General features: G+C 69.8%; 10 protein-coding genes. 9 read left to right on the top strand and 1 reads right to left on the bottom strand.

Annotation, left to right across the window (positions count from 1 at the left end; translation table 11 throughout):
* Positions 1 to 79: 79 nt before the first annotated feature.
* The 8 genes from ACIQBL_RS20145 (at position 80) to ACIQBL_RS20110 (ending at position 14,223) form a co-directional block, all read left to right on the top strand.
* The gene (locus tag ACIQBL_RS20145) at positions 80 to 1,195 is read left to right on the top strand and encodes an SIS domain-containing protein (RefSeq protein ID WP_401943594.1); all 1,116 of its coding nucleotides are present in this window, start codon (positions 80 to 82) and stop codon (positions 1,193 to 1,195) included.
* Positions 1,192 to 8,457, top strand: a complete 7,266-nt coding sequence (locus ACIQBL_RS20140; protein ID WP_401943591.1) for an amino acid adenylation domain-containing protein — start codon at positions 1,192 to 1,194, stop codon at positions 8,455 to 8,457. The genes ACIQBL_RS20145 and ACIQBL_RS20140 overlap by 4 nt, the downstream gene beginning before the upstream one ends.
* Positions 8,454 to 9,629, top strand: coding sequence for an FAD-dependent monooxygenase (locus ACIQBL_RS20135; protein ID WP_401943588.1), 1,176 nt, complete (start codon positions 8,454 to 8,456; stop codon positions 9,627 to 9,629). The genes ACIQBL_RS20140 and ACIQBL_RS20135 overlap by 4 nt, the downstream gene beginning before the upstream one ends.
* Before the next feature lie 96 nt (positions 9,630 to 9,725).
* Entirely contained in the window at positions 9,726 to 10,607 is an 882-nt protein-coding gene (locus ACIQBL_RS20130) for a hypothetical protein (protein WP_401943585.1), read from the top strand.
* Positions 10,600 to 11,670, top strand: coding sequence for a pyruvate dehydrogenase (acetyl-transferring) E1 component subunit alpha (gene pdhA, locus ACIQBL_RS20125; RefSeq protein WP_401943582.1), 1,071 nt, complete (start codon positions 10,600 to 10,602; stop codon positions 11,668 to 11,670). The genes ACIQBL_RS20130 and pdhA overlap by 8 nt, the downstream gene beginning before the upstream one ends.
* A gap of 3 nt (positions 11,671 to 11,673) precedes the next feature.
* Positions 11,674 to 12,657, top strand: a complete 984-nt coding sequence (locus tag ACIQBL_RS20120) for an alpha-ketoacid dehydrogenase subunit beta (RefSeq protein ID WP_401943579.1) — start codon at positions 11,674 to 11,676, stop codon at positions 12,655 to 12,657.
* Positions 12,650 to 14,002 (top strand): dihydrolipoamide acetyltransferase family protein, encoded by a 1,353-nt coding sequence (locus tag ACIQBL_RS20115; RefSeq protein WP_401943577.1) that lies wholly within the window; start codon positions 12,650 to 12,652, stop codon positions 14,000 to 14,002. The genes ACIQBL_RS20120 and ACIQBL_RS20115 overlap by 8 nt, the downstream gene beginning before the upstream one ends.
* 29 nt (positions 14,003 to 14,031) lie before the next feature.
* Positions 14,032 to 14,223 (top strand): hypothetical protein, encoded by a 192-nt coding sequence (locus tag ACIQBL_RS20110; RefSeq protein ID WP_401943576.1) that lies wholly within the window; start codon positions 14,032 to 14,034, stop codon positions 14,221 to 14,223.
* Between the two features lie 623 nt (positions 14,224 to 14,846).
* Here the strand turns inward: ACIQBL_RS20110 and ACIQBL_RS20105 are convergent.
* The gene (locus ACIQBL_RS20105) at positions 14,847 to 18,044 is read right to left on the bottom strand and encodes an NACHT domain-containing protein (protein ID WP_401943574.1); all 3,198 of its coding nucleotides are present in this window, start codon (positions 18,042 to 18,044) and stop codon (positions 14,847 to 14,849) included.
* 400 nt (positions 18,045 to 18,444) lie between these two features.
* Here ACIQBL_RS20105 and ACIQBL_RS20100 point away from each other — a divergent pair, with 400 nt between their 5' ends.
* The gene (locus tag ACIQBL_RS20100; RefSeq protein ID WP_401943572.1) at positions 18,445 to 19,482 is read left to right on the top strand and encodes a hypothetical protein; all 1,038 of its coding nucleotides are present in this window, start codon (positions 18,445 to 18,447) and stop codon (positions 19,480 to 19,482) included.
* The last annotated feature ends 30 nt before the right edge of the window (positions 19,483 to 19,512 follow it).

The following is a 19,512-nucleotide window of genomic DNA, read 5'->3' as shown; positions in this document are numbered from 1 at the left end:
TCGCTGCACGACCGGGGCGCACGCTTGCTCCTGCTGGAACCGCCGGCAATCCATTAACTTCCCAGGAAGAGGAATACTCATGCGATCACGCCTTGAGCGCTACCAGGAGTTCCTGGAGCAGGAGTACCGCACAGGGTTCACCAAGTTCGACGAGTATGACATATCTGGCATCTCTTCCGACCTCCTGAAGAGGCTGAAGGACGGTCACTTCACGCGCATCGTCTTCAGCGGAATGGGCTGCTCGGCCATCGTGTCGGACGTAATAAAGGTGTTCTTCAACTCGATCCGCAGCGACCTCGAAGTATATGTCTTCAACGACTACGACTTCGAGTACCTTGTTCCGCGCGCGGTGATCGAGGACGAGCGCACGCTCATCATCCTGAGTTCGTACAGCGGCCACTCCAACGAGCCGGTCCGTGCCTTCCACGCGCTGCGCCCCATGCACGACCGGGTGCTGCTGCTCACCTCGGGCGGCCGGCTCGGCGAGCTGGGCGAGGAGCACGGCGTGTCCATCGCGCGCTGGACGCTGAGCAAGCCGGACCGTGAGTACCCGCTGTTCCATGTGGGTCAGTACTTCTCGATCCTGGTCGACATGTTCCTGCAGCTCGGTCTGCTGGACAAGGACTACGGGCCCGAGGTCCGTGCCCTGGCCGAGGACCTGCGGACCGACTTCACCCCGGAGTTGCGTGCCCTGGCCGCGGACGCCGCCGCGCGCAGCGCGAACGCCAACGTCATCATGCTCGGTTCGCCCAAGTGGCACGAGAGCCTGCTGAAGTTGGCCAAGATGCACTTCAACGAAATCGCCATGGTGCCGGCGACGCGCAACTATTTCCACGAGTTCTGCCACAGCGAGGTGGCTACGCTCACCGACCCTGAGCGCAGGCACAGCATCCTCGTCTTCGCTGACCCGGAAGAGGACGAATACACCCGGGCCAAGCGGGAAAATCTGGTGTCGTTGCTGACTGCACCGATCCCGCAGAACGCAAAGGTCACCGTCACCGAGATCGAACTCGGCCAGTCTACTTTCATCCGGCAGTACTTCACCGCTCTGGAGTTCGTCCAGTACCTCACTCTCGATCTGGGCAAGGCGCGGGAGACGAAGTCACGCAACCTCATATCCGAGGCTGCAGGAAACCCCTGGTACCACGACAGCACCATCGCTGCGGAGAAGACAGCCGAACAGCTCAGGAAATGAAGGCAAGAGCCGAGGAAAATGGAGCGATCGTGAATCGACGGGAGCGTAACTCCCTCACGGCCTACCAGCAGGATATTTGGGCTGCGAACTCTATCTTTCCAGATCTCCCACAGTTCAACTGCTTCATCACCGACCGGTTCACCGGCGACGTGGACGTCGACCTCCTCAAGGCGTGCCTGCGCCGTGCGGTCGACCGCAACGATGCGTTCCGGATCCGTATCGACCCGGAGGAGGGAACTCCGCGTCAGTGGACCGAGGATGAGGCTTACGACATCCCGACGATCGACCTTTCCGATGCTCCATCGCCGCGGGATTCCTGCGAGGCGTGGATCAAAGACGCGTTCGACGTTCCTTTCGAGGTGGAACGCAGCCGGCTGTTTACGCTCGCGGTCCTCAAGGAGGGCGAGGGAGTCTTTCATTCCTACGTCAAGGTGCACCACATCGTCGCGGACGCCTGGGGCCTGAACCTCTTCATGTCCCAAGTCCGCGCCGAATATGACCGGATACGAAGGACCGGGCGGTTCGAAGAGCCGTCCGTGCCGTCGTACCTGGAATTCACAGAGGACGAGCGCCGCTACCGTGCCTCGGACGACTACGCGGATGACCGGGCCTATTTCCAGGAGCAGTTGCGGGGTGTCTCCCCGGCCCTCTTCCGCCGCTCGGCCCCGGCCGGCTCCCGCAGCAGCGCCCGCCACAGCTTCATGATCGAACGCGGTGTCATCGAGAGCATCCGTGAACGCGGCCATTCGGTCTTCGCGTTCGTCGCGGGCGCCTTCGCCGTCTACCTGTCGCGGGTGCACGGCAGCGACGAAGTCGTCCTGGGCGTACCGCTGCTGAACCGGCCCACCGCTTCGCAGAAGCAGACCGTAGGCCACTTCGCGAACACCCTGCCGCTGCGGGTGACAGCCGGCGAGGACCGTACGATGAGCGAGCTCGTCGCCGAGGTGCAGGCATCGACCCGGGAGCTCAAGCCCCACGAGCGCTTCTCCCTGGGCGACCTGCTGCGCTGCGTACCGCTCCAGGAGAGCGGCCCCAAGCGGCTGTTCGACACCACCGTCGCCTATCTGCGCTGGCCCAGTCCACTCGCGGTCCAGGGCGTGGAGTACGAGACCGTCGTACAGGCGCGTGCCCACGACGACGACGTGCTGGCAGTGGTCGTCAACGAACTGGACGACGTCGGTGACGTCCTGGTCGACATGGACTACGCCCTCGACGTGTTCGACGCCGACTTCCCCGTGGAGTCGGTGGCCGGCCACATCGAGGCGATCCTCAAGGGCGCTCTCGCGGGGGCGGCCCTGACGCTGTCGCAGATCCCCATGGTCGGCGAAGCCGAACGTGCCGCCCTGATCGCGACGGGCACCGGCCCGGTGAAAGCGTTCAGCGAGGACATGACCGTCCACGCGCTCTTCGAGCGGCAGGCGGCAAGGACTCCCGACCGGCTGGCCGTCGTCATCGACGACCCCGCCCAGTCGCTGACCTTCGCCCGCCTCGACGGGTGGGCCAACCACATCGCGCACCAGTTGCGCGAGGACGGCGTGCGCACGGGCGACCGGGTCGCCGTGCTGGCCGAACGCGGCCCGCAGCTCGTCGCCGCGGTGCTGGGCGTCCTCAAGGCAGGCGCCGCGTACGTCCCGGTCGATCCGGACCATCCCGAGGAGCGCGTCCGGTTCGTGCTGGCCGACAGCGGGGTCGCCGCGGTGCTGCTGGGCAGCACCGTGCCCGCCGCCCCGGTGGGCGACGCCGTGTCCGTACGGCGCCTGGAGGCGACCGCGTCCGCCGCAACCGCCGGACCCGTCGCTCTGGGCGGGCCGCACGACCTCGCGTACGTCATCTACACCTCCGGGTCCACCGGACGGCCCAAGGGCGTGCAGGTCGAGCACCGCTCCGTGGTGAACCGGCTGGAGTGGATGCAGCGCTGCTACCCGGTCGGCGAGGAGGACGTCCTGCTGCAGAAGACGCCGGCCACCTTCGACGTCTCGGTGTGGGAGCTGTTCTGGTGGGCGATCACCGGGGCCGGCCTGGCGCTGCTGCCGCCCCGGGGGGAACGCGACCCCGAAGCCATCCTCGGTACGGTGCGGGCGCACCGCGTGACCGTGGCCCACTTCGTGCCGTCGATGCTCGGCCCGTTCCTCGACCGGATCGAGGAGAACCCGGCCCGGGTGGCGGACGCGGCCTCCCTGCGCCAGGTGTTCTGCAGCGGAGAAGCGTTGACGCCCGCTCATGTGGCGCGGTTCAACCAGGTGTTCGCCGGCGCCGGCGCCGCGGCTCCCCGGCTGGTCAACCTCTACGGCCCGACCGAGGCCACGGTCGACGTCACCTCCTACGAATGCCCCGGCGGCACGGACGGCGAAGCGGGCCGGGTGCCGATCGGGCGGCCGATCGACAACATCCGGCTGTACGTGGTCGGCGCGCACGGGCACCTCCAGCCCGCGGGTGTGGCCGGCGAGCTGTGCATCGCGGGCGTCGGCGTGGCGCGCGGCTACCTGGACCGGCCCGAGCTGGACGCCGCCGTGTTCGTGGCGGACCCGTTCACGCCGGGCGGGCGCATGTACCGGACCGGGGACCGGGCGCGCTGGCTGTCGGACGGCACCTTGGAGTACCTGGGGCGCCTTGACGACCAGGTCAAGATCCGCGGCAACCGGGTCGAACCGGGCGAGGTGCGCAATCGCCTGGCGGACTGTCCGGGCGTCCGGGACGCCCTCGTCGTGGACCGGACCGAGCCGGGCCGCGGCGTCCACCTGGTGGGCTACTACGTGGCCGACGAAGAAGTGGGGGCGGCCCGGCTGCGCGCCCAACTCCTCGAAACGCTGCCGCAGTTCATGATCCCCGCGTACTTCGTGCGGATCGACCGGATACCGCTCACGGCGAACGGCAAGGCCGACCGGCGGCAGCTGCCCGCCCCCGCGGTGGAGACGGGCGCCGGGTCGCGGGCGCCGTCCACCGAGATCGAGGTCGAGGTGGCGGCGGCCTGGGCGGCCGTCCTGGGGACCGACACGATCGGGACCGACCAGGACTACTACGCCCTGGGCGGAGACTCGATCCAGATGCTCCGCATCCAGGCGGAGGCACGGCGTGCGGGCGTCCACTTCACCCTGGCCGACATGGTCCGCAACCCCACGGTCGCCGCGCTCGCCGCGGTCGCGACGACCGTGTCGCAGGACGGGACGGACACACCGCTGGAACCGTTCGCCCTGGTCCCGGGAGTCGACCGGGCACGGCTGACCGGCCTTGAGGACGCCTACCCGGCCACCAGGCTGCACCTGGGCCTGCTGTACCACAGCGGGGAGCACGAGAGGTCGGCCGTCTACCACGACGTCTTCCGCTACTCGCTGAAGTCGCCGTGGGACGAGCAGGCGCTGCGTCGCGCCTTCGACGGGCTGGTCCGGCGGCACCCGGTGCTGCGCTCCGCCTTCGACCTCGGCGGCTACTCCGAGCCGCTCCAGCTCGTGTACCGGGAGGCCGACGGCGGGCTGCAGATCGCGGACCTGCGCGGTCTGGGCGAGCAGGAGGCGCAGGACGAGCTGGACCGGCACGTCCAGGAACGGCGGTACCACGAGTACCGTCTGGACCGGCCGCCGCTGTACCTGTTCCGCATGCACGTCCTGCGCGACTCCCTGGAGCTGGTGTTCAGCTTCCACCACGCGATCCTGGACGGCTGGAGCGTGGCCACGCTGGTGCGCGAACTGCTCCAGGACTTCCTCCACCACGCCGGGCAGCCCGTCGCCGCCGTCCCGGCGCAGGCACTGCCCTCGCCGGCCCTGTACGTGCGCGAGGAGCGCAGGGCCCTGGCCTCCAAGGAGAGCAAGCGGTACTGGCAGCGGCTGCTCGATGGTGCCGAACTGGCCCAGATCGACGGTCTCAGGCCGTACGAGCCCGTGGGCGACACGGGGCTCATCGTGCACCGGCTGGAGCTTCCGGACGGCCTGGCCGACCGGGTGGGCCGTCTGGCACGCACCCACAACCTGCCGGTCAAGTCCCTGCTGCTCGCGGCGCACTGCCTGACGCTGCGGCTGTTCTCCGACACGCACGACATCACGACCGGGCTTGTCACCGGCGGACGGCCGGAGCAGGCCGACGCCGAACGGATCACCGGACTGTTCCTGGAGACGTTGCCGCTGCGGCTGAACGTTCAGTCGCGTTCCTGGCTGGACTCGGCGCGCGAGGTGTACGAACAGGAGCGGGCCGGCCATCCCCACCGCCGCTATCCGCTGAGCGCGATCCAGGAGGACCGCGGCGGGAACACCGTCTTCGACACCGCCTTCAACTACGTCCATCCGCACGTGCTCACCTCGCTGTTCGAGGGCACCGGCATGAAGCTGACCGACTTCAGGACCTGGGAGGAGACGAACTTCAAGCTCCTGGTCAACGCCGTGGTCGACCCGGTGGACGAACGCCTGTGGCTGCGGATCGACTGCGACGGACGCACGTTCTCGCGCTCCCAGGTGGAGAGCATCGGACAGACGTACGCGGCCGTCCTCCAGCGGATCATCGAGCACCCCGAAGAGGACGTGGACTTCACCTTCCTGAGCGACGGGCCTGCGCAGGCCGCGCCGCGGACCGTCCCCGGCGCGGGCAGCGGGGCCGACGCGCCCGCGCACGTCATCCGTCTGATCGGCGAGCACGTCGCCCGCACGCCCGAGGCGGTGGCTGTCAGCTGCGGCACGCGCCGCTGGACGTACGCCCAGCTCGACGCCGCCGCGAACCGGATGGCCCACGCCCTGATCGAAGCCGGAGTGCGCACCGGCACCGCCATCGGCATCGCCATGGACCGTTCGCCCGAGACACTGGCCACCGTACTGGGGGTCGGGAAGGCCGGAGCCACCTGCGTCCCCCTCGACGCCGGCTACCCGCGTGCCAGGCTCGCGGCGATGATCGCCCAGGCCGACCCGCTGTGGATCGTCACCCACGAGACGCACGTACCGCTCTTCGACGACCCCTCCCGACTGCTGTACGTGGATGAGCTGCTGGGGAGGGAACCCGACCCGGCAGGTGTCGCGGAACTGCCGGAGATCACCGGTGAGACCGTCGCCTACCTGCTGTTCACCTCCGGGTCCAGCGGCGAGCCCAAGGGCGTCGAACTCCCGCACCGGGTGCTCGCCAACTACATGCGGTGGCAGGTGCCCTCGGCCAGCGGCGCGGCGGGCGGCAAGACCCTTCAGTTCGCACCCCTGAGCTTCGACGTGGCGTTCCAGGAGATCTTCTCCACGCTGTGCGGCGGCGGCACCCTGCAACTGCTCGCCGAGGACGAGCGGCGGGACATGCCGGCCCTGCTGCGGCTCCTGGAGCGCGAGGAGGTGGAGCGCGTCTTCATGCCCTACGTGGCGCTCCAGCAGCTCGCGGAGACGTCCCAGGCGCTGGGCATCCGCCCGGGTGCCCTGCGGGTGGTCATCTCCTCCGGTGAGCAGCTGAGGATCACCGACGAGATCCGCCAGTTCTGTGCCGCGCGGCCGGACACCGTACTGGAGAACCAGTACGGGCCGACCGAGACCCACCTGCTGACCCACCACACCATGACCGGTGACCCGGCCCGCTTCCCCGACCTGCCGCCCGTCGGCGTCCCCGTGGACGGCATCGAGCTGCACCTGCTCGACGGCCTCATGCGGCCGGTCCCGGCGGGCGCCAAGGGAGAGATCTACGTCGGCGGGGTGTGCCTGGCCCACGGCTACCGCAACCGGCCCGACCTGACCGAGCAGCGGTTCGTACCGCACCCGTCCGGAGAGCCGGGCGCCCGCCTCTACCGCACGGGCGACCTCGCCAGGGTCATGCCCGACGGCAACCTCGCATGGCTGGGCCGCGCCGACTCCCAGGTGAAGGTGCGTGGCTTCCGCGTCGAGCCGGCCGAGGTCGAACTGGCCATCGCCAAGCTCGCCGAGGAGCAGTCCACGCCCGGTATCCGCGAGGCGGCGGTGGTGTCGCGGCGCCGGGAGGGCGGTGACGCGTTCCTCGCGGCGTTCCTCGTCGGCGACCCCGAGGCCGTGGACCTGGACGAGGTGCGCGGCCGGTTGCGGGCGGTGCTGCCGGACTACATGATGCCCTCGCACCTGGAGTGGCTGGCGAGCCTGCCCCTGACGCCCAGCGGCAAGCGGGACGACGCGCTGCTGCGCCGCATGCCGCTGGCCGCGCCGTCGTCGGACGCCCCCGAACCGGCCGACGAGCACGAGAGGGTGCTCGTGGGCATCCTGGCGGAACTGCTGGAACTGCCCGCGGTGGGCGTGCGGGACAACTTCTTCGACATCGGGGGCACCTCACTGACCGCGATGCGGCTGGTGATGACGATCGAGAAGCGCTACGGCGTCAGCGTTCCGCTCTCGGCGTTCGTCGCCGCCCCGACCGTCGCCGGGCTGGCCCAACGCCTGCGGGGCGGCGACGCGGCGGCCCGGTTCGACCCGGTCGTGCCGATCCGCACCGAGGGGGACAAGCCGCCGCTGATCCTGGTTCATCCGCTGGGCGGCCACGTGCTGTGCTACGTACGCCTCGCCCGTCACCTACCGCAGGACCAGCCGGTCTACGCGCTTCAGGCGTGGGGGACCGTGCCGGGCACGGAGCCGCTCAGCTCGATCCCGGAGATGGCGGCGGGCTACCTGGAGGCCGTGCGGCGCGCGTGTCCCGAAGGGCCGTACGTGATCGGAGGATGGTCCTTCGGCGGCTTCATCGCCTTCGAGATGGCGCGCCAGCTGCGCCGCAGTGACCCGGGCGCCCTGCACGGCACCGTGCTGATCGACCCGATCGCTGTCAAACAGGGGGAGCGGCCCGACATCGCCGACCACTCGCTGCTGGAGTGGTTCTTCTGGGAGCTGCTGTGGATGGAGCGCGGTGGCACCGCACCGGTGGTCTCGCTGCCGGACGGTCTGGAGGAGGAGGCGAAGTTCGACTTCATCGTCGGACACGCCACGCAGGCAGGCGTCCTGCCCGCCGGCAGCTCGCGCACCACCGTGCGGCGCCTGTTCCAGATGTTCAAGGCGCACTGGCGGGCGATCCTCACCTACCAGCCCGAACCGGGCGACCAGGACGTGGTGCTGCTGCGCGCGACCTCGGAGCTGCCGGAGATCCTCCGGCCGATGCACGGAGCAGCACAGAGCCTGCATGCGGACCCCACCAACGGCTGGGGCGACCTGACCACGGGCCGGCTCCAGGTGGTCGACGTCCCCGGTGACCACCTGGTGCTCCTGGACGAACCGCACGTGAACGTCGTTGCCGAAAAGGTGGCACAGGCGGTGGCCGGCCGGCCGGGCCGACGACTGTCGGAGAGGAGTGGGAAATGACGCAGACCCCCCCGCGCAAGGCCCTCATCGTCGGAGCGGGCGTCGGAGGCCTCGCCGCCGCCGCGGCGCTGCGCCGTGTGGGCGTCGAGGTACAGGTCTTCGAGCGGGCTCCCGAGCTGCGGCCGGGCACCACGGCGGTGTCGCTGATGTGCAACGCGGTCCTGGCGCTGCGCAGCATCGACATCGACATCGCCCCGGGCCTGGAGAAGCGTGGTGCGGTGTTCGACGAGCTCAAGTTCCTCACCCGGCGGGGCCGTCCGATCAGGGCGCTTCCGTTCCGGGAAGTCTCGGACCGGCTGGGGGCGTCGAACTACGCCGTCCACCGGGCCGATCTCCAGCAGACGCTGCTGGACGCCCTCGGGGACGGGAGCGTCATCGAACTCGGTGCCGCGGCAGCGGAGTTCGTCAGCGGCGAGGACGGGGTCGAGGTCACCTTCGAGGACGGCAGGACCGCCTCGGGCGACGTCCTGATCGGGGCGGACGGCTTCAACTCGGCGATCCGCAGGCAGGTGGCGGGCGCCGACGAACCGCGGCCCGGCAACTATGCGTGCTGGCTGGCCACGGTGCCTTTCACCCACCCGCGGCTGAGCAAGGGCTACGCGGCGCACTACTGGGGGAGGGGCCAGCGCTTCGGCCTTGCCGACATCGGGCACGGCCGCGCCTACTGGTGGGCGACGAAGAACGTGCCCCCGGGCGCCTCCGGACACCTGCGGCGCGGCAAGGAGGGGCTCGCGGGCCTCTTCGCGGGCTGGGCCGACGAGGTGCGGGAGGTGATCCGTACCACCCCCGAGGAATCGATCGTCCACCTCACCGCCCAGGACCGCCCGTTCCTCCAACAGTGGGGCACCGGACGCACGACCCTGCTCGGCGACGCGGCCCACCCGATGCTCGTGAGCCTGGGCCAGGGGGCGGCGCTGGCCATCGAGGACGCCGTCGTCCTCGCCCAGCACCTGCGCGCGACGGCGGACCCGGTCGCGGCGCTGCGCGGCTACGAGGACGAGCGCAGGCCGCGGACGGAGGGACTGGTCGCCGCGGCCCGTGCGCTGAGCGAGACCGAGCAGCTGGAGGGCTTCGGTCCCGCCCTGGCACGCGACCTCTACTTTCGGTTCACGCCGCTGTCCAAGCTCACCAGCCAGAACGAAGCGGTTCTCACCTGGCCCCCACTGGGCTGACGACACCCCATGACCGCTGATGGCCGACCCGCGAGTGGGCATACGCGTGCCCGCCCGCGGCCGGACCGGTCTCCGCACTCTTCGGAGGAGCACCTCATGGATCTGTCCCATCCGCTGTTCGCCCTTGACCCGTTCGTCGCCGACGCCCGAGCGGAAGCCAAGCGGTTGCCTGAGGCCGGACCCGTCGTACCGGTCGGTGTGGTCGGTGTGCCCGTCCGGGCGGTCACCCGCCACGCCGTCGCCCAACAGATTTCTGAGGACCCGCGCTTCTCGACGAACAGCAGCAACTGCGGAGCGCCGCAGCGCGGTGAAGTCCCCGCAGGCCGGCCTACGCGCCAGGTCGAGGCCCTGAGGCCGCGGATCCAGCGGATCGTCGACGACCTGCTGGACCGGATCGCGGCCTCGCCCGCGCACGAGGCGACCGGCCTCAAGGAGGCGTTCGCCGTCCCGCTGCCGATGGGGGTGATATGCGAGTTGTTCGGCGTGCCCGACGAGGAGCACGCCCCGCTGCACTCCCTGTGCCACGCGCTCTTCGACACCACCGAACAGCCGACGGAGGTGACCGCCACCGAGGAGGCGCTCCACCGCTTCATGGCCGAACTGGCCGCGAGCAAAGCCGCCGACCCCGGCGACGACCTCGCCTCCATGCCGGTCGAGCACCACACCAGCGGTTCCCTCACCAACTCCCTCCTTGCCCTCATGGCCCACCCCGACGAGCCGGCACGGGTGCGCGCCGGCGAGGCGTCGTGGGAGCCGGTGACGATGTCGTGCGTGGCGCCGGGGCGCGACCCCGCGCATCACGGTCCGCCGGCCGCGTCGTTCGACGTCGCGCTCCCGGCGTTCTTCGACCGCTTCGACGCCGAACTGGCCCTCCCCACCAGGGACGCGGTCGAACCGGTCTCCTCGCCGGCACTCAACGGAGTCCGTGCCCTTCCCGTCACCATCCGGCCGCGCCAGAAGGCTGTGGCCGGTGGCTGACGTCGATGCGCAGCCGGTTGCCCTCATCACCCCCGAGGGCCTGCCGGTGGACCACCCGCAGTTCGACGTCACGCTGCCATCGGAGGAACTGACCGAACTGTACGAGTGGATGGTCGTCACCCGCGCCGTGGACGCGGAGTTCGTCAACCTCCAGCGGCAGGGACAGCTGGCCCTGTACCCCTCGTGCAGGGGACAGGAAGCGGCCCAGGTCGGCTGCGCCGCCGCCCTGCGCCGCGACGACTGGCTCTTCCCGCAGTACCGCGAGCTCGGCCTGTTCCTGATGCGCGGGATTCCCGCCTCCGCGGTCGGTGCGGTGTGGCGCGGTACCTGGCACGGCGGCTGGGGCTTTCCCGAGCACGCCTGCGCGGCGATGTCCATCCCCATCGGTACGCACGCCCTGCACGCCGTCGGGGCGGCCATGGCGGCGCCCAGGCTCGGCGAGGACTCCCTGACCGTCGCCTTCATCGGGGACGGCGCGACGAGTGAGGGAGACGTGCACGAGGCGCTGAACTTCGCCGCCGTGAAGGCGGCACCGTGCGTGTTCTACATCCAGAACAACCAGTGGGCGATTTCCGTGCCCCTCGCCGAGCAGACACGGGCCCCCTCCCTCGCGCACAAGGCTGTCGGTTACGGCATGCCGGGGGTACGAGTCGACGGAAACGACGTCCTCGCCTGCCGGGCGGTGACCGAACAGGCCGCCGCTCGGGCCAGGTCGGGCGGCGGACCGACCCTCATCGAGGCGGTCACCTACCGGCTCGCTCCGCACACCACCTCCGACGACCCGACCCGGTACCGCACACAGGACGAGGTCGACCACTGGGAGCGGCTCGACCCCCTGCCCCGCTACCGGCGCTACCTCACCCACCGGGGCCTGTGGCACGAGGAGGTCGAGGACCGTGCACGGGACCGGGCGGCCCGGATGTGCACCGAGCTGCGGGACGGCGTGTTCGACGCTCCCGACGTGCCGCCCACCGAGTTGTTCGCCCACGTACTGCACGAGCCGACGAAGGACCTGCTGGAGCAGTCCGGACAGCTGCTCGCCGAACTGTCCCGGAAGGAGTGAGCCGTGGCGGCGACCATGGTGGAAGCGATCAACACGGCGCTGCGCGAGGCCATGGCCGAGGACGAGCGAGTCGTCGTCTTCGGCCAGGACGTGGCTCGCCAGGGCGGAGTCTTTCGGGTGACCGAGGGCCTCGCCGAGCGGTTCGGCCCCCAGCGCTGCTTCGACACACCGCTCGCTGAGTCGGCGATCGTCGGAGTGGCCCTGGGCATGGCGATCCGGGGACTGCGTCCGGTGCCCGAGATCCAGTTCGACGGGTTCACCTATCCCGCACTGGACCAGATCGTCAGCCACCTGGCCAAGTACCGCAACCGCACCCGCGGCCAGCTCTCGGTGCCCGTGACGCTGCGCGTCCCGTCCTTCGGCGGCATCGGCGCGGTGGAGCACCACTCGGAGTCCACCGAGACGTTCTGGGCGCACACGGCGGGGCTGCGGGTGGTGACGCCCGCCACGGCTGCGGACGCCCATGCCCTGCTCCGGCAGTCCATCGACTGTGACGACCCGGTGATCTTCCTGGAGCCCAAGCGGTGCTACTGGCAGAGCGGTGACACGACGGCCGAAGTGCCCGCGGCGCGCTTCGGGCAGGCACGGGTCCGCCGCAGCGGTACGGACGTCACGGTGGTCGCCTACGGCGGCACCGTCGGTACCGCGCTCGACGCCGCGGAGACCGCCCGGCGCGAACACGGCTGGGAGCTGGAAGTGGTCGACCTGCGCTCCCTGGCCCCCCTCGACTTCCCTACGATCGCCGCCTCGGTGTCCCGCACCGGGCGCTGCGTCGTACTGCACGAGGGCCCGCGCACCCTGGGACTGGGAGCGGAGATCGCGGCCAGGGTGCAGGAGGAACTGTTCTGGGACCTGGAGGCCCCCGTGCTGCGGGTCACGGGATTCGACACACCGTATCCACCCGCACGATGGGAGAAGGCATGGCTTCCGGGCGTCGACCGGTTGCTCGACAGCATCGACCGGTCCTTCGGGTACAGCCATGACTGACGCCGTGGACCGCACGATCCGCGAATTCCTCGTGCCCGACCTGGGGGAGGGGCTGCTCGACGCGACCATCGTCGAATGGCTGGTGGTGCCGGGGGACACCGTCGGCGTCAACCAGCCGCTGTGCGTCCTGGAGACGGCCAAGGCCGAGGTGGAAATCCCGTCCCCGTACGCCGGGACCGTCGTGGAACGGCGCGGCGAGCCGGGACAGACCCTGCCGGTGGGCACACCGCTGATCTTCATCGACAGCGGGGTGCCCCCGGGCGCCGGCAGGGGCCCGGGCGTCGCTGCGGACCCGGGCGCGGCCACGAGTGCCGGGCCGGACACGACCGTCGGCACGGACGGGGCCGACCGTACCGGCGCTGAGTCGGGACCGGTGCTCGTCGGATACGGCACGGGGGCAGGGACGGACACCGGCCGGCGCGCGGTCCGCCGACGCCCCGCTCCCCGCCGTTCGCCGTCCACTGTGCCGACCGACACCGGGCGCCCCCGCGCCAAGCCGCCCGTACGGCTTCTCGCCCGCAGGCTCGGGGTCGACCTGGCCGTGCTGGGCACCGGCTCGGGTCCGGAGGGCACCATCACCCGCACGGACGTCCACGCGGCGGCGGCTTCCCCCACCAGGGGGACTGGCGGGGACGGCGGGAGCGACTCCGGGACCCGTTCGATCCCCGTGCGCGGCATCCGCGCACGCACGGCAGCACACATGGAGCGTGCACGCCGGGAGATCCCGGACGCCCACTGCTCCCTCACCGTCGACTTCTCCCGCCTGCTCGTCCTGCGAGACAGGCTGCGCGCGCGGGACGCCGAGAACGTTGCCACGCCCTTCGCCCTCCTGCTGCGGCTCCTGACGCTCACTCTGCGCGAACACCCCAGGCTCAACGCCACGTACGTCCAGGACGGCCCCGTGGTGCGTACGTACGACGCGGTGCACCTGGGCATCGGCACGGCCACACCGCGCGGCCTGGTCGTGCCCGTGGTGCGCGACGCCCAGGACCTGTCGACCGTGCGGCTCGCCCAGGAGGTGGCGCGGCTGGCGGACGGGGCGCGCGTGGGCACACTCACCCCCCGCGAGCTGACCGGCTCCACCTTCACGGTCTCCAACTTCGGCGCACTCGGCCTGGACGAGGGCGTGCCGGTCGTCAACCACCCTGAGGCGGCGATCCTCGGCGTGGGGTCCATCCGTCCCCGCCCCCATGTCGTGGACGGCGACCGGCTCGTTGTACGGCCCACTGCGAAGCTCACCTGCGCGTTCGATCACCGGGTGTGTGATGGCGCCGAGGCCGCGGCCTTCCTCACCGCACTGGGCGCACTCGTGGAGGACCCCGACACCCTCCTGCTGCGGCTGTGAGCGGGCACCCCCGCACTCCCTCCCTGTCCATGACTCCTGACTCCCTGCACCCGAGGAAAGGGCGCCACCACAGCGCCGTCGGCACAGCCCTGCCGCCCACGCGCCCGCGCCTGCGCGGGGCCGATCGCATCCAGAACTTCCGCCCGTCCGTCTTCACCCAGACCCGCGAGCTCGCCGAGCGGTACGGTGCGATCGCCCTGGGCCAGGGGCACCCGGACTGAGCACCCCCCCCGCGCGCTCCTGGACGACGCCATAGGGGCCCTCGCAGAAGGGCACAACCAGTACCCGCCCGCAGCGGGCCCGGCCGAGTTGCGGCGGGCGATCGCGGACAGCCGCTTGCGTCGCTCCGGAATCCGTTACGACGGAGGCACCACTCGCTTGCCTCGGTTCCCGGCATGCGGGAGCGCACCCCGGTGGTCTCGTCCGCGGGCAAGACGTTCAACGTCACCGGCGGGAAGGCCGGCTGCGCCCGCGGACCGGACAGGCTGGTGGAAGCACTCCTCTCCGTCAAGCAGTTCCCCACCTTCGCCTCCAGCACGCCGTTCCAGCTGCGCAGGGCGCGCGTCGGGCCCTGCTTCCAGGCACGGCCAGGCAGCCGGTCGGCGGGTGCCAGATCGTGCGCTGAGCCTTCGTCGTTCCGAGGGATGTCGCCGAACACGTTCCAGGTGATCGGCCGCGTTTCAGATCCTGTGAGCGACACAATCACACGTCGGTGCAGCCGAGTTGAACTCCACCGGGGTCTCCTGGCTACCGAGAGGCCCTGTTCTCATTGCCGCAGCCGACGCCAACCACCCGATCGGGACTCCCGTTCGACGCACACCCCTCAAGATCGGAACGACAACGGCTACTCATACGTGAAGCTGTCAAGTCTCGCTCGGTGCTCAGTTATCTCATCTCTGAGCTCCGGCGCCAGCAGACGACCGAGCTCCCTTGTACGGTCCGGCCACAACACCCGGATCAGCTCCGCGCCGAGCCACGGTGGAAGTGGCCTCAGCCTTTCGAGCCGCCGGCCAAGGGCGAGAGGGATCAGGTCTGCCCCCAGGAAGTCCAGGAAGGCGTCGAACACGCCCCCGGGGAGTCGTTGCTTGTCGCGCGAGAAGGCCGTGATCAGCACGTCAACGGCGCGAACCAGTTGTGGGGAAGGAGCGTCGAGCAACAATCGTATTCCGTGCAGGGCCCGCTCATGCAGGACACCGAGATGGCTGTCGACCGGTCCACCGCGGTCGGTGAGGAGCAGTTGTAGCAGGTCATGGGCGAGCGACGAGGCGGGAGCCCCATCCACTGCGACGAAGGTTGTTACGGCAGGACCGAGCCATTCGAAGACCGGGTCCATGGCATGTCGGACCACGGAGTCATTAGTACCGGCGGAAAGCGACATCTTGTGCCATATGTCATCCCAGTAGGATCGTGACCAGCCGAAACCACCATGCCCCTGGGGGTAGCGGTAGAGCCAGTTCATATCGAGCGGTTCGGGAGGTCTGGCGCTGTCCGTTCCTGTGCGCAGTGAAACCTTCAGGGCCCGTCCGGTCGCATCCCAGTGCGGGTGGACATCGAGCGACAGAGCGAAGTCTGTCCACTGGCTCTCCTCCATTGCCGAGCGCCATAGCAGGCAATGCCGGTGCCAGCTGCCTACCGCGTCCTCGGAGTCCGGAAACAATTCGGCCACCGAGCAGCGTCCCGCAAGCAGAACGATCATCAGGGCAAGGTTGGAGCCGTAGAGACCATGCCTCGTCGTGGTACGCAGGAGCGCGGGCCGGTATGCCGGATGCTGGTCGCCGGTCCGTGTCGTGTGCTGGACGTGAACCTGGATGAGGCGCCGCGCAAGCCGGCGGCGCTCGGCCATGGGCATCCGGCCGGTCAGCGAGCGGGCGAAGCGCAGCATCTGACGGGATGACAGGGAGGTGTACGACAGGAGGGCGAAGGCGAGGTCGTCATCAAAGCGGGCGCCGCCGAGCGAGAGGGCGGGGCGAGGCGCGAGCAGGTCCGCCAGCACGTGCAGCGCAAGCCGGATCGCCAGGTACTCGCCGAACGTTGCATGGAGGAACTCGTAGGTGGCGAGCACCTGTCCGTCGCGCACCGACTGTGCACGCTGAACGAAGAAGAAGCGCCCGAGGGCCGTCTCGGCTGCGCTCAGCGGAGTACGAAAGGCGGAGGTCTGCCTCTGCTGTCGCCCGAGTACCGCCGTGAGGTCTTCCTCAAGCTCCGCGGCCGACACCCACTGGCGGCCCCGGTTGAGCTGGGCGAAGGCCACGAGAGACAGGCGTTGCAGTTCCTGCTCGACGCGAGTGGCAGTCTCCTCATCCGGCACGGCGTCGAGGGTCGACTTGCCCACCTCGCGCCGGGCGAACGACGTGAGCAGTTGCTCATAGAGGTCCGCCACGTCGAAGGCGTCGCCAGTGGCGCGCTGGAGACCACCCTCGGTGGCGTCGTACAGCGCCAGCATGGTCAACAGCAGTGGCTGGGCAGCGAGTTCCGCGTGCCGCACGACGTGCTGCCAGGTCAGCGGTGCGCGACCGCGGGCGGAGAAGCCCACCGCATTGGCTGCATTCCACACCGTCAGCCATTGCTTGATCAGATCGTCCCGAAACGGCTCCAGGCGCAGTGCCACCAGGCCCTCGGGATAGCGGGCGCGGTCGGCTACGGCGGTACGACTGGTCACTATGGCCAATACAGGGCGACCTTGTTCGGCCTCCCGCCGCTGAAACTGGGCGACGCGGATCAGGAAGTTGTTCTGGTGAACGCCGGTGGTCTGCAGCAGCTCGTCGAAGCCGTCGAGGATCAATACTGGAGTGCTGCCACCCGCCGCGCGCACCAGTTCCGGCCAGCTCGCGGTCTCACCGGTGGCTGCACGGATCGCCTGCTCGATCTGATCCTGGAGTTCGTCCTCCGCGCGTACATCCCGCAGCGGCACCCGCACCGGCAGGAAGCCCACTGCTGGAAGGCGCGCGGCGAGCACCCGGGTCAGCGCGGACTTGCCGGCGCCGGGCTGGCCGAGAACCAGCAGCGGCGCCTCGGCCAGATGCGGGGAGGTGAGCGCGCCGGCCAGATATCGGTTCAGGTCCCGCCTGACGGGAACACGCTCCCACCACGACTCGTCCGCTGGTCCGCTCGGTCCGGACACGCCGCTCACCCGGAAATCCGGGTCTAGGTAGAGCTCCTCAAGGGTGGGGATACGGATGCCGTCCGGCGCGGACTCGGCATCCAGGATGGTACGGGTCAGCGCAGCACGATGGGCGCGCGCGAGCGCGGCGGCTACATCGACCGGCGGGCGCAACGCCTGGGCTGTGCGGGCAAGGAGCGTCTCGACACCATCTAGTGCCCGATGAACTTCGGCGCGGGTTGCCTGGTGTTCCAGTTGCGCCGTCCAGAGCGCGAACTCGGGGGCGTGACTGGCTAGTTGTACATACAAACCCTTATATTGCCGCTGCGCCAGCTCAGGCAGGACCTCGATGAGCAGTTGCCGGGCATTCCACTGGTCGTGCGTGCCGAGACGCTCCCATACCGCCAGCCCTTGAACGAAGTGCAGGAACCTGCCTGCGTACTCGTCGTACCGCCCAAGCATGGCCGCCGCTACCGCCTCGAACGAGGCGTCCGGGGCAGGGAAGGGAAAATCCGCCTCGACAAGCAGCGCGACGAGATCCACGACCTGCGGCGCCGGAGGCGCGGAATCGGCTTGAGCCAGTGCAAGTTGCTCGCCGCGCGTCAGCTCCACCTCGTCCAGGTCGAACGGCAGGTCAAGCTGCTGCATGGCTTCGAAGAACGCCACCACGACAATCACTGTGTGCGCGGCGCGCAACACGTCCGTCCGCTCGGCGCGGCCGTGCGCCCGTCCGAGGCGTGCGCCGATTCCCTGCACCGCATCTCGGCCGAGTCCGAGGACGCGGCCCCTGGCATCCGCCATCCCCACCACTGTGCCGCTGAGTCCACCGGTAGCCAGGTTGAGCGCGCCCCCAAGTACCCGGTCGAGCGCCGCCAGCCGCGGCGGCTCGGCACCGAGCAGTACCAACGCATCGCTGAACGTCAGCGCTCTGTGCGCCCCCATGGCCCCACCCCCGTGTGCGGCCTCCACTTTGACACGCGTCGACCCCGCATGGTGGGCAGCGGAGACGACAAGGCCGGCGGCCACCCGGCGTCCTGGGTCTCGGGGCCGTAGTCGTCACACTCCTGCTCCTGCCCGACCAGCCTTCGCAGCCCTCCCGGCCCTTGGCGCAAGACCACGCCGCCAGCACATCCTCCTGCCCACACCAGGGCCAAGCGCCGTGAGAGCCACCATCACGAGAAGAGCGACAGTCACGCTACGTGTGACTACCTGCTCCCCGGTGTCGTTGCACAGCCGGCAAGCCATGGCACCGTCCCTGATGGAGACCCTTCAGATGAGTTGCACCGCACGGCAGGTAGCGCCCCTGGTCAGGTCCGTTCTGCGGCGTGGGACACCTGTGGTCATGGCCTTGGTGGCGGCAGCCGGGCCCGCTGGGGGCGCGGCGGCGATCACGCCGCTACGGGCTGCCGACCCGGATCCGGTTGTGACGGTGTTCCACGACGTGCTGGCCGGCAGCCGTCTCCCGCGGCGCGAGGACACGTGGTTCGAAGTGCCGGGAGCCTCGGTGCGGTTTGTGGCCCGGCCCCGGCAGCGGGTCGTCATGGACGTCAGCTCCTTCTCCATGACGGCCGTCACCCGTCTTGCACGCGGGCAGAATGTGGAGGCTGGTGCTTTCCTGTCCTGCCCACAGATCCCCCTCGGGCGCCCCGACGGAGTGCATTTCGGGGACAACATCGCACCCGGTTTCCATGACACGGTCAGTCCGGTCCTGCGGTGGGTGTTCAAGGCCCCGCAGTCCACCGGAAGCGTGATGTACACCTGCAAGGTGGAGGTCAAGTTCAACTCCACGATCCAGCGGCACGGGCCCGTGGACGTGCGTTTGACTGCGCCACGGGGTGCTGTCCGCGTGACCACCGCGACTCCAGCCGGCGCGATCGGCCAGTGGTTCCTGAAGAACAACTATGCGGTGGGCGGCAGCCGCCAGAGCCTGCTGCGTACCAACGGCCATCCATACACGCCCACCAGTTCACAACCGTACGTGACAGTGCGCCAGGACGTGCAGCTGAGTACCTGCAATCAGGGCAGCAGGCCTCCTTACGCCGAATGCGTCTACGAGGGCACTGAGCCCAGCAAGGTGTCCACGTGGGTGGAGGCGCAGCCGCAGACTCCGGACGGCAGGTCGTGCGGCATGCCGCTGCGCGGGCCGGTGACCACTTCCACGATCACGCGCTCCGAACACCACCGGACGGTGCCGAACTCGCTCACCCTGGCCAAGTCGTCCCTGCCGGTCGGCTGCGGCAGGCTGCGGCTCTCTCTGCTCGTCCGGCACCACAGCGGTGAACCCGTCCTGGTCCACGGCGGCACCTACGGGGACACCGTCGACCACACCAGGCGCACCGCGTACACGCATGGTTACGCCTTCGAGCAGGCGTCCCGGTAGCTGAGCCGTCGTGGGCGGCGATGACGTCCG

It is taken from the genome of Streptomyces sp. NPDC088350, assembly GCF_044753545.1.
Taxonomy (GTDB): domain Bacteria; phylum Actinomycetota; class Actinomycetes; order Streptomycetales; family Streptomycetaceae; genus Streptomyces.
This window is presented reverse-complemented; position numbering and strand designations above follow the sequence as displayed.

Coding starts and splice junctions, on each gene's coding strand:
- ACIQBL_RS20145 (WP_401943594.1), top strand. CDS start 80: ATGCGATCACGCCTTGAGCGCTACCAGGAGTTCCTGGAGCAGGAGTAC.
- ACIQBL_RS20140 (WP_401943591.1), top strand. CDS start 1,192: ATGAAGGCAAGAGCCGAGGAAAATGGAGCGATCGTGAATCGACGGGAG.
- ACIQBL_RS20135 (WP_401943588.1), top strand. CDS start 8,454: ATGACGCAGACCCCCCCGCGCAAGGCCCTCATCGTCGGAGCGGGCGTC.
- ACIQBL_RS20130 (WP_401943585.1), top strand. CDS start 9,726: ATGGATCTGTCCCATCCGCTGTTCGCCCTTGACCCGTTCGTCGCCGAC.
- ACIQBL_RS20115 (WP_401943577.1), top strand. CDS start 12,650: ATGACTGACGCCGTGGACCGCACGATCCGCGAATTCCTCGTGCCCGAC.
- ACIQBL_RS20110 (WP_401943576.1), top strand. CDS start 14,032: ATGACTCCTGACTCCCTGCACCCGAGGAAAGGGCGCCACCACAGCGCC.
- ACIQBL_RS20105 (WP_401943574.1), bottom strand. CDS start 18,044: ATGGGGGCGCACAGAGCGCTGACGTTCAGCGATGCGTTGGTACTGCTC.
- ACIQBL_RS20100 (WP_401943572.1), top strand. CDS start 18,445: ATGGCCTTGGTGGCGGCAGCCGGGCCCGCTGGGGGCGCGGCGGCGATC.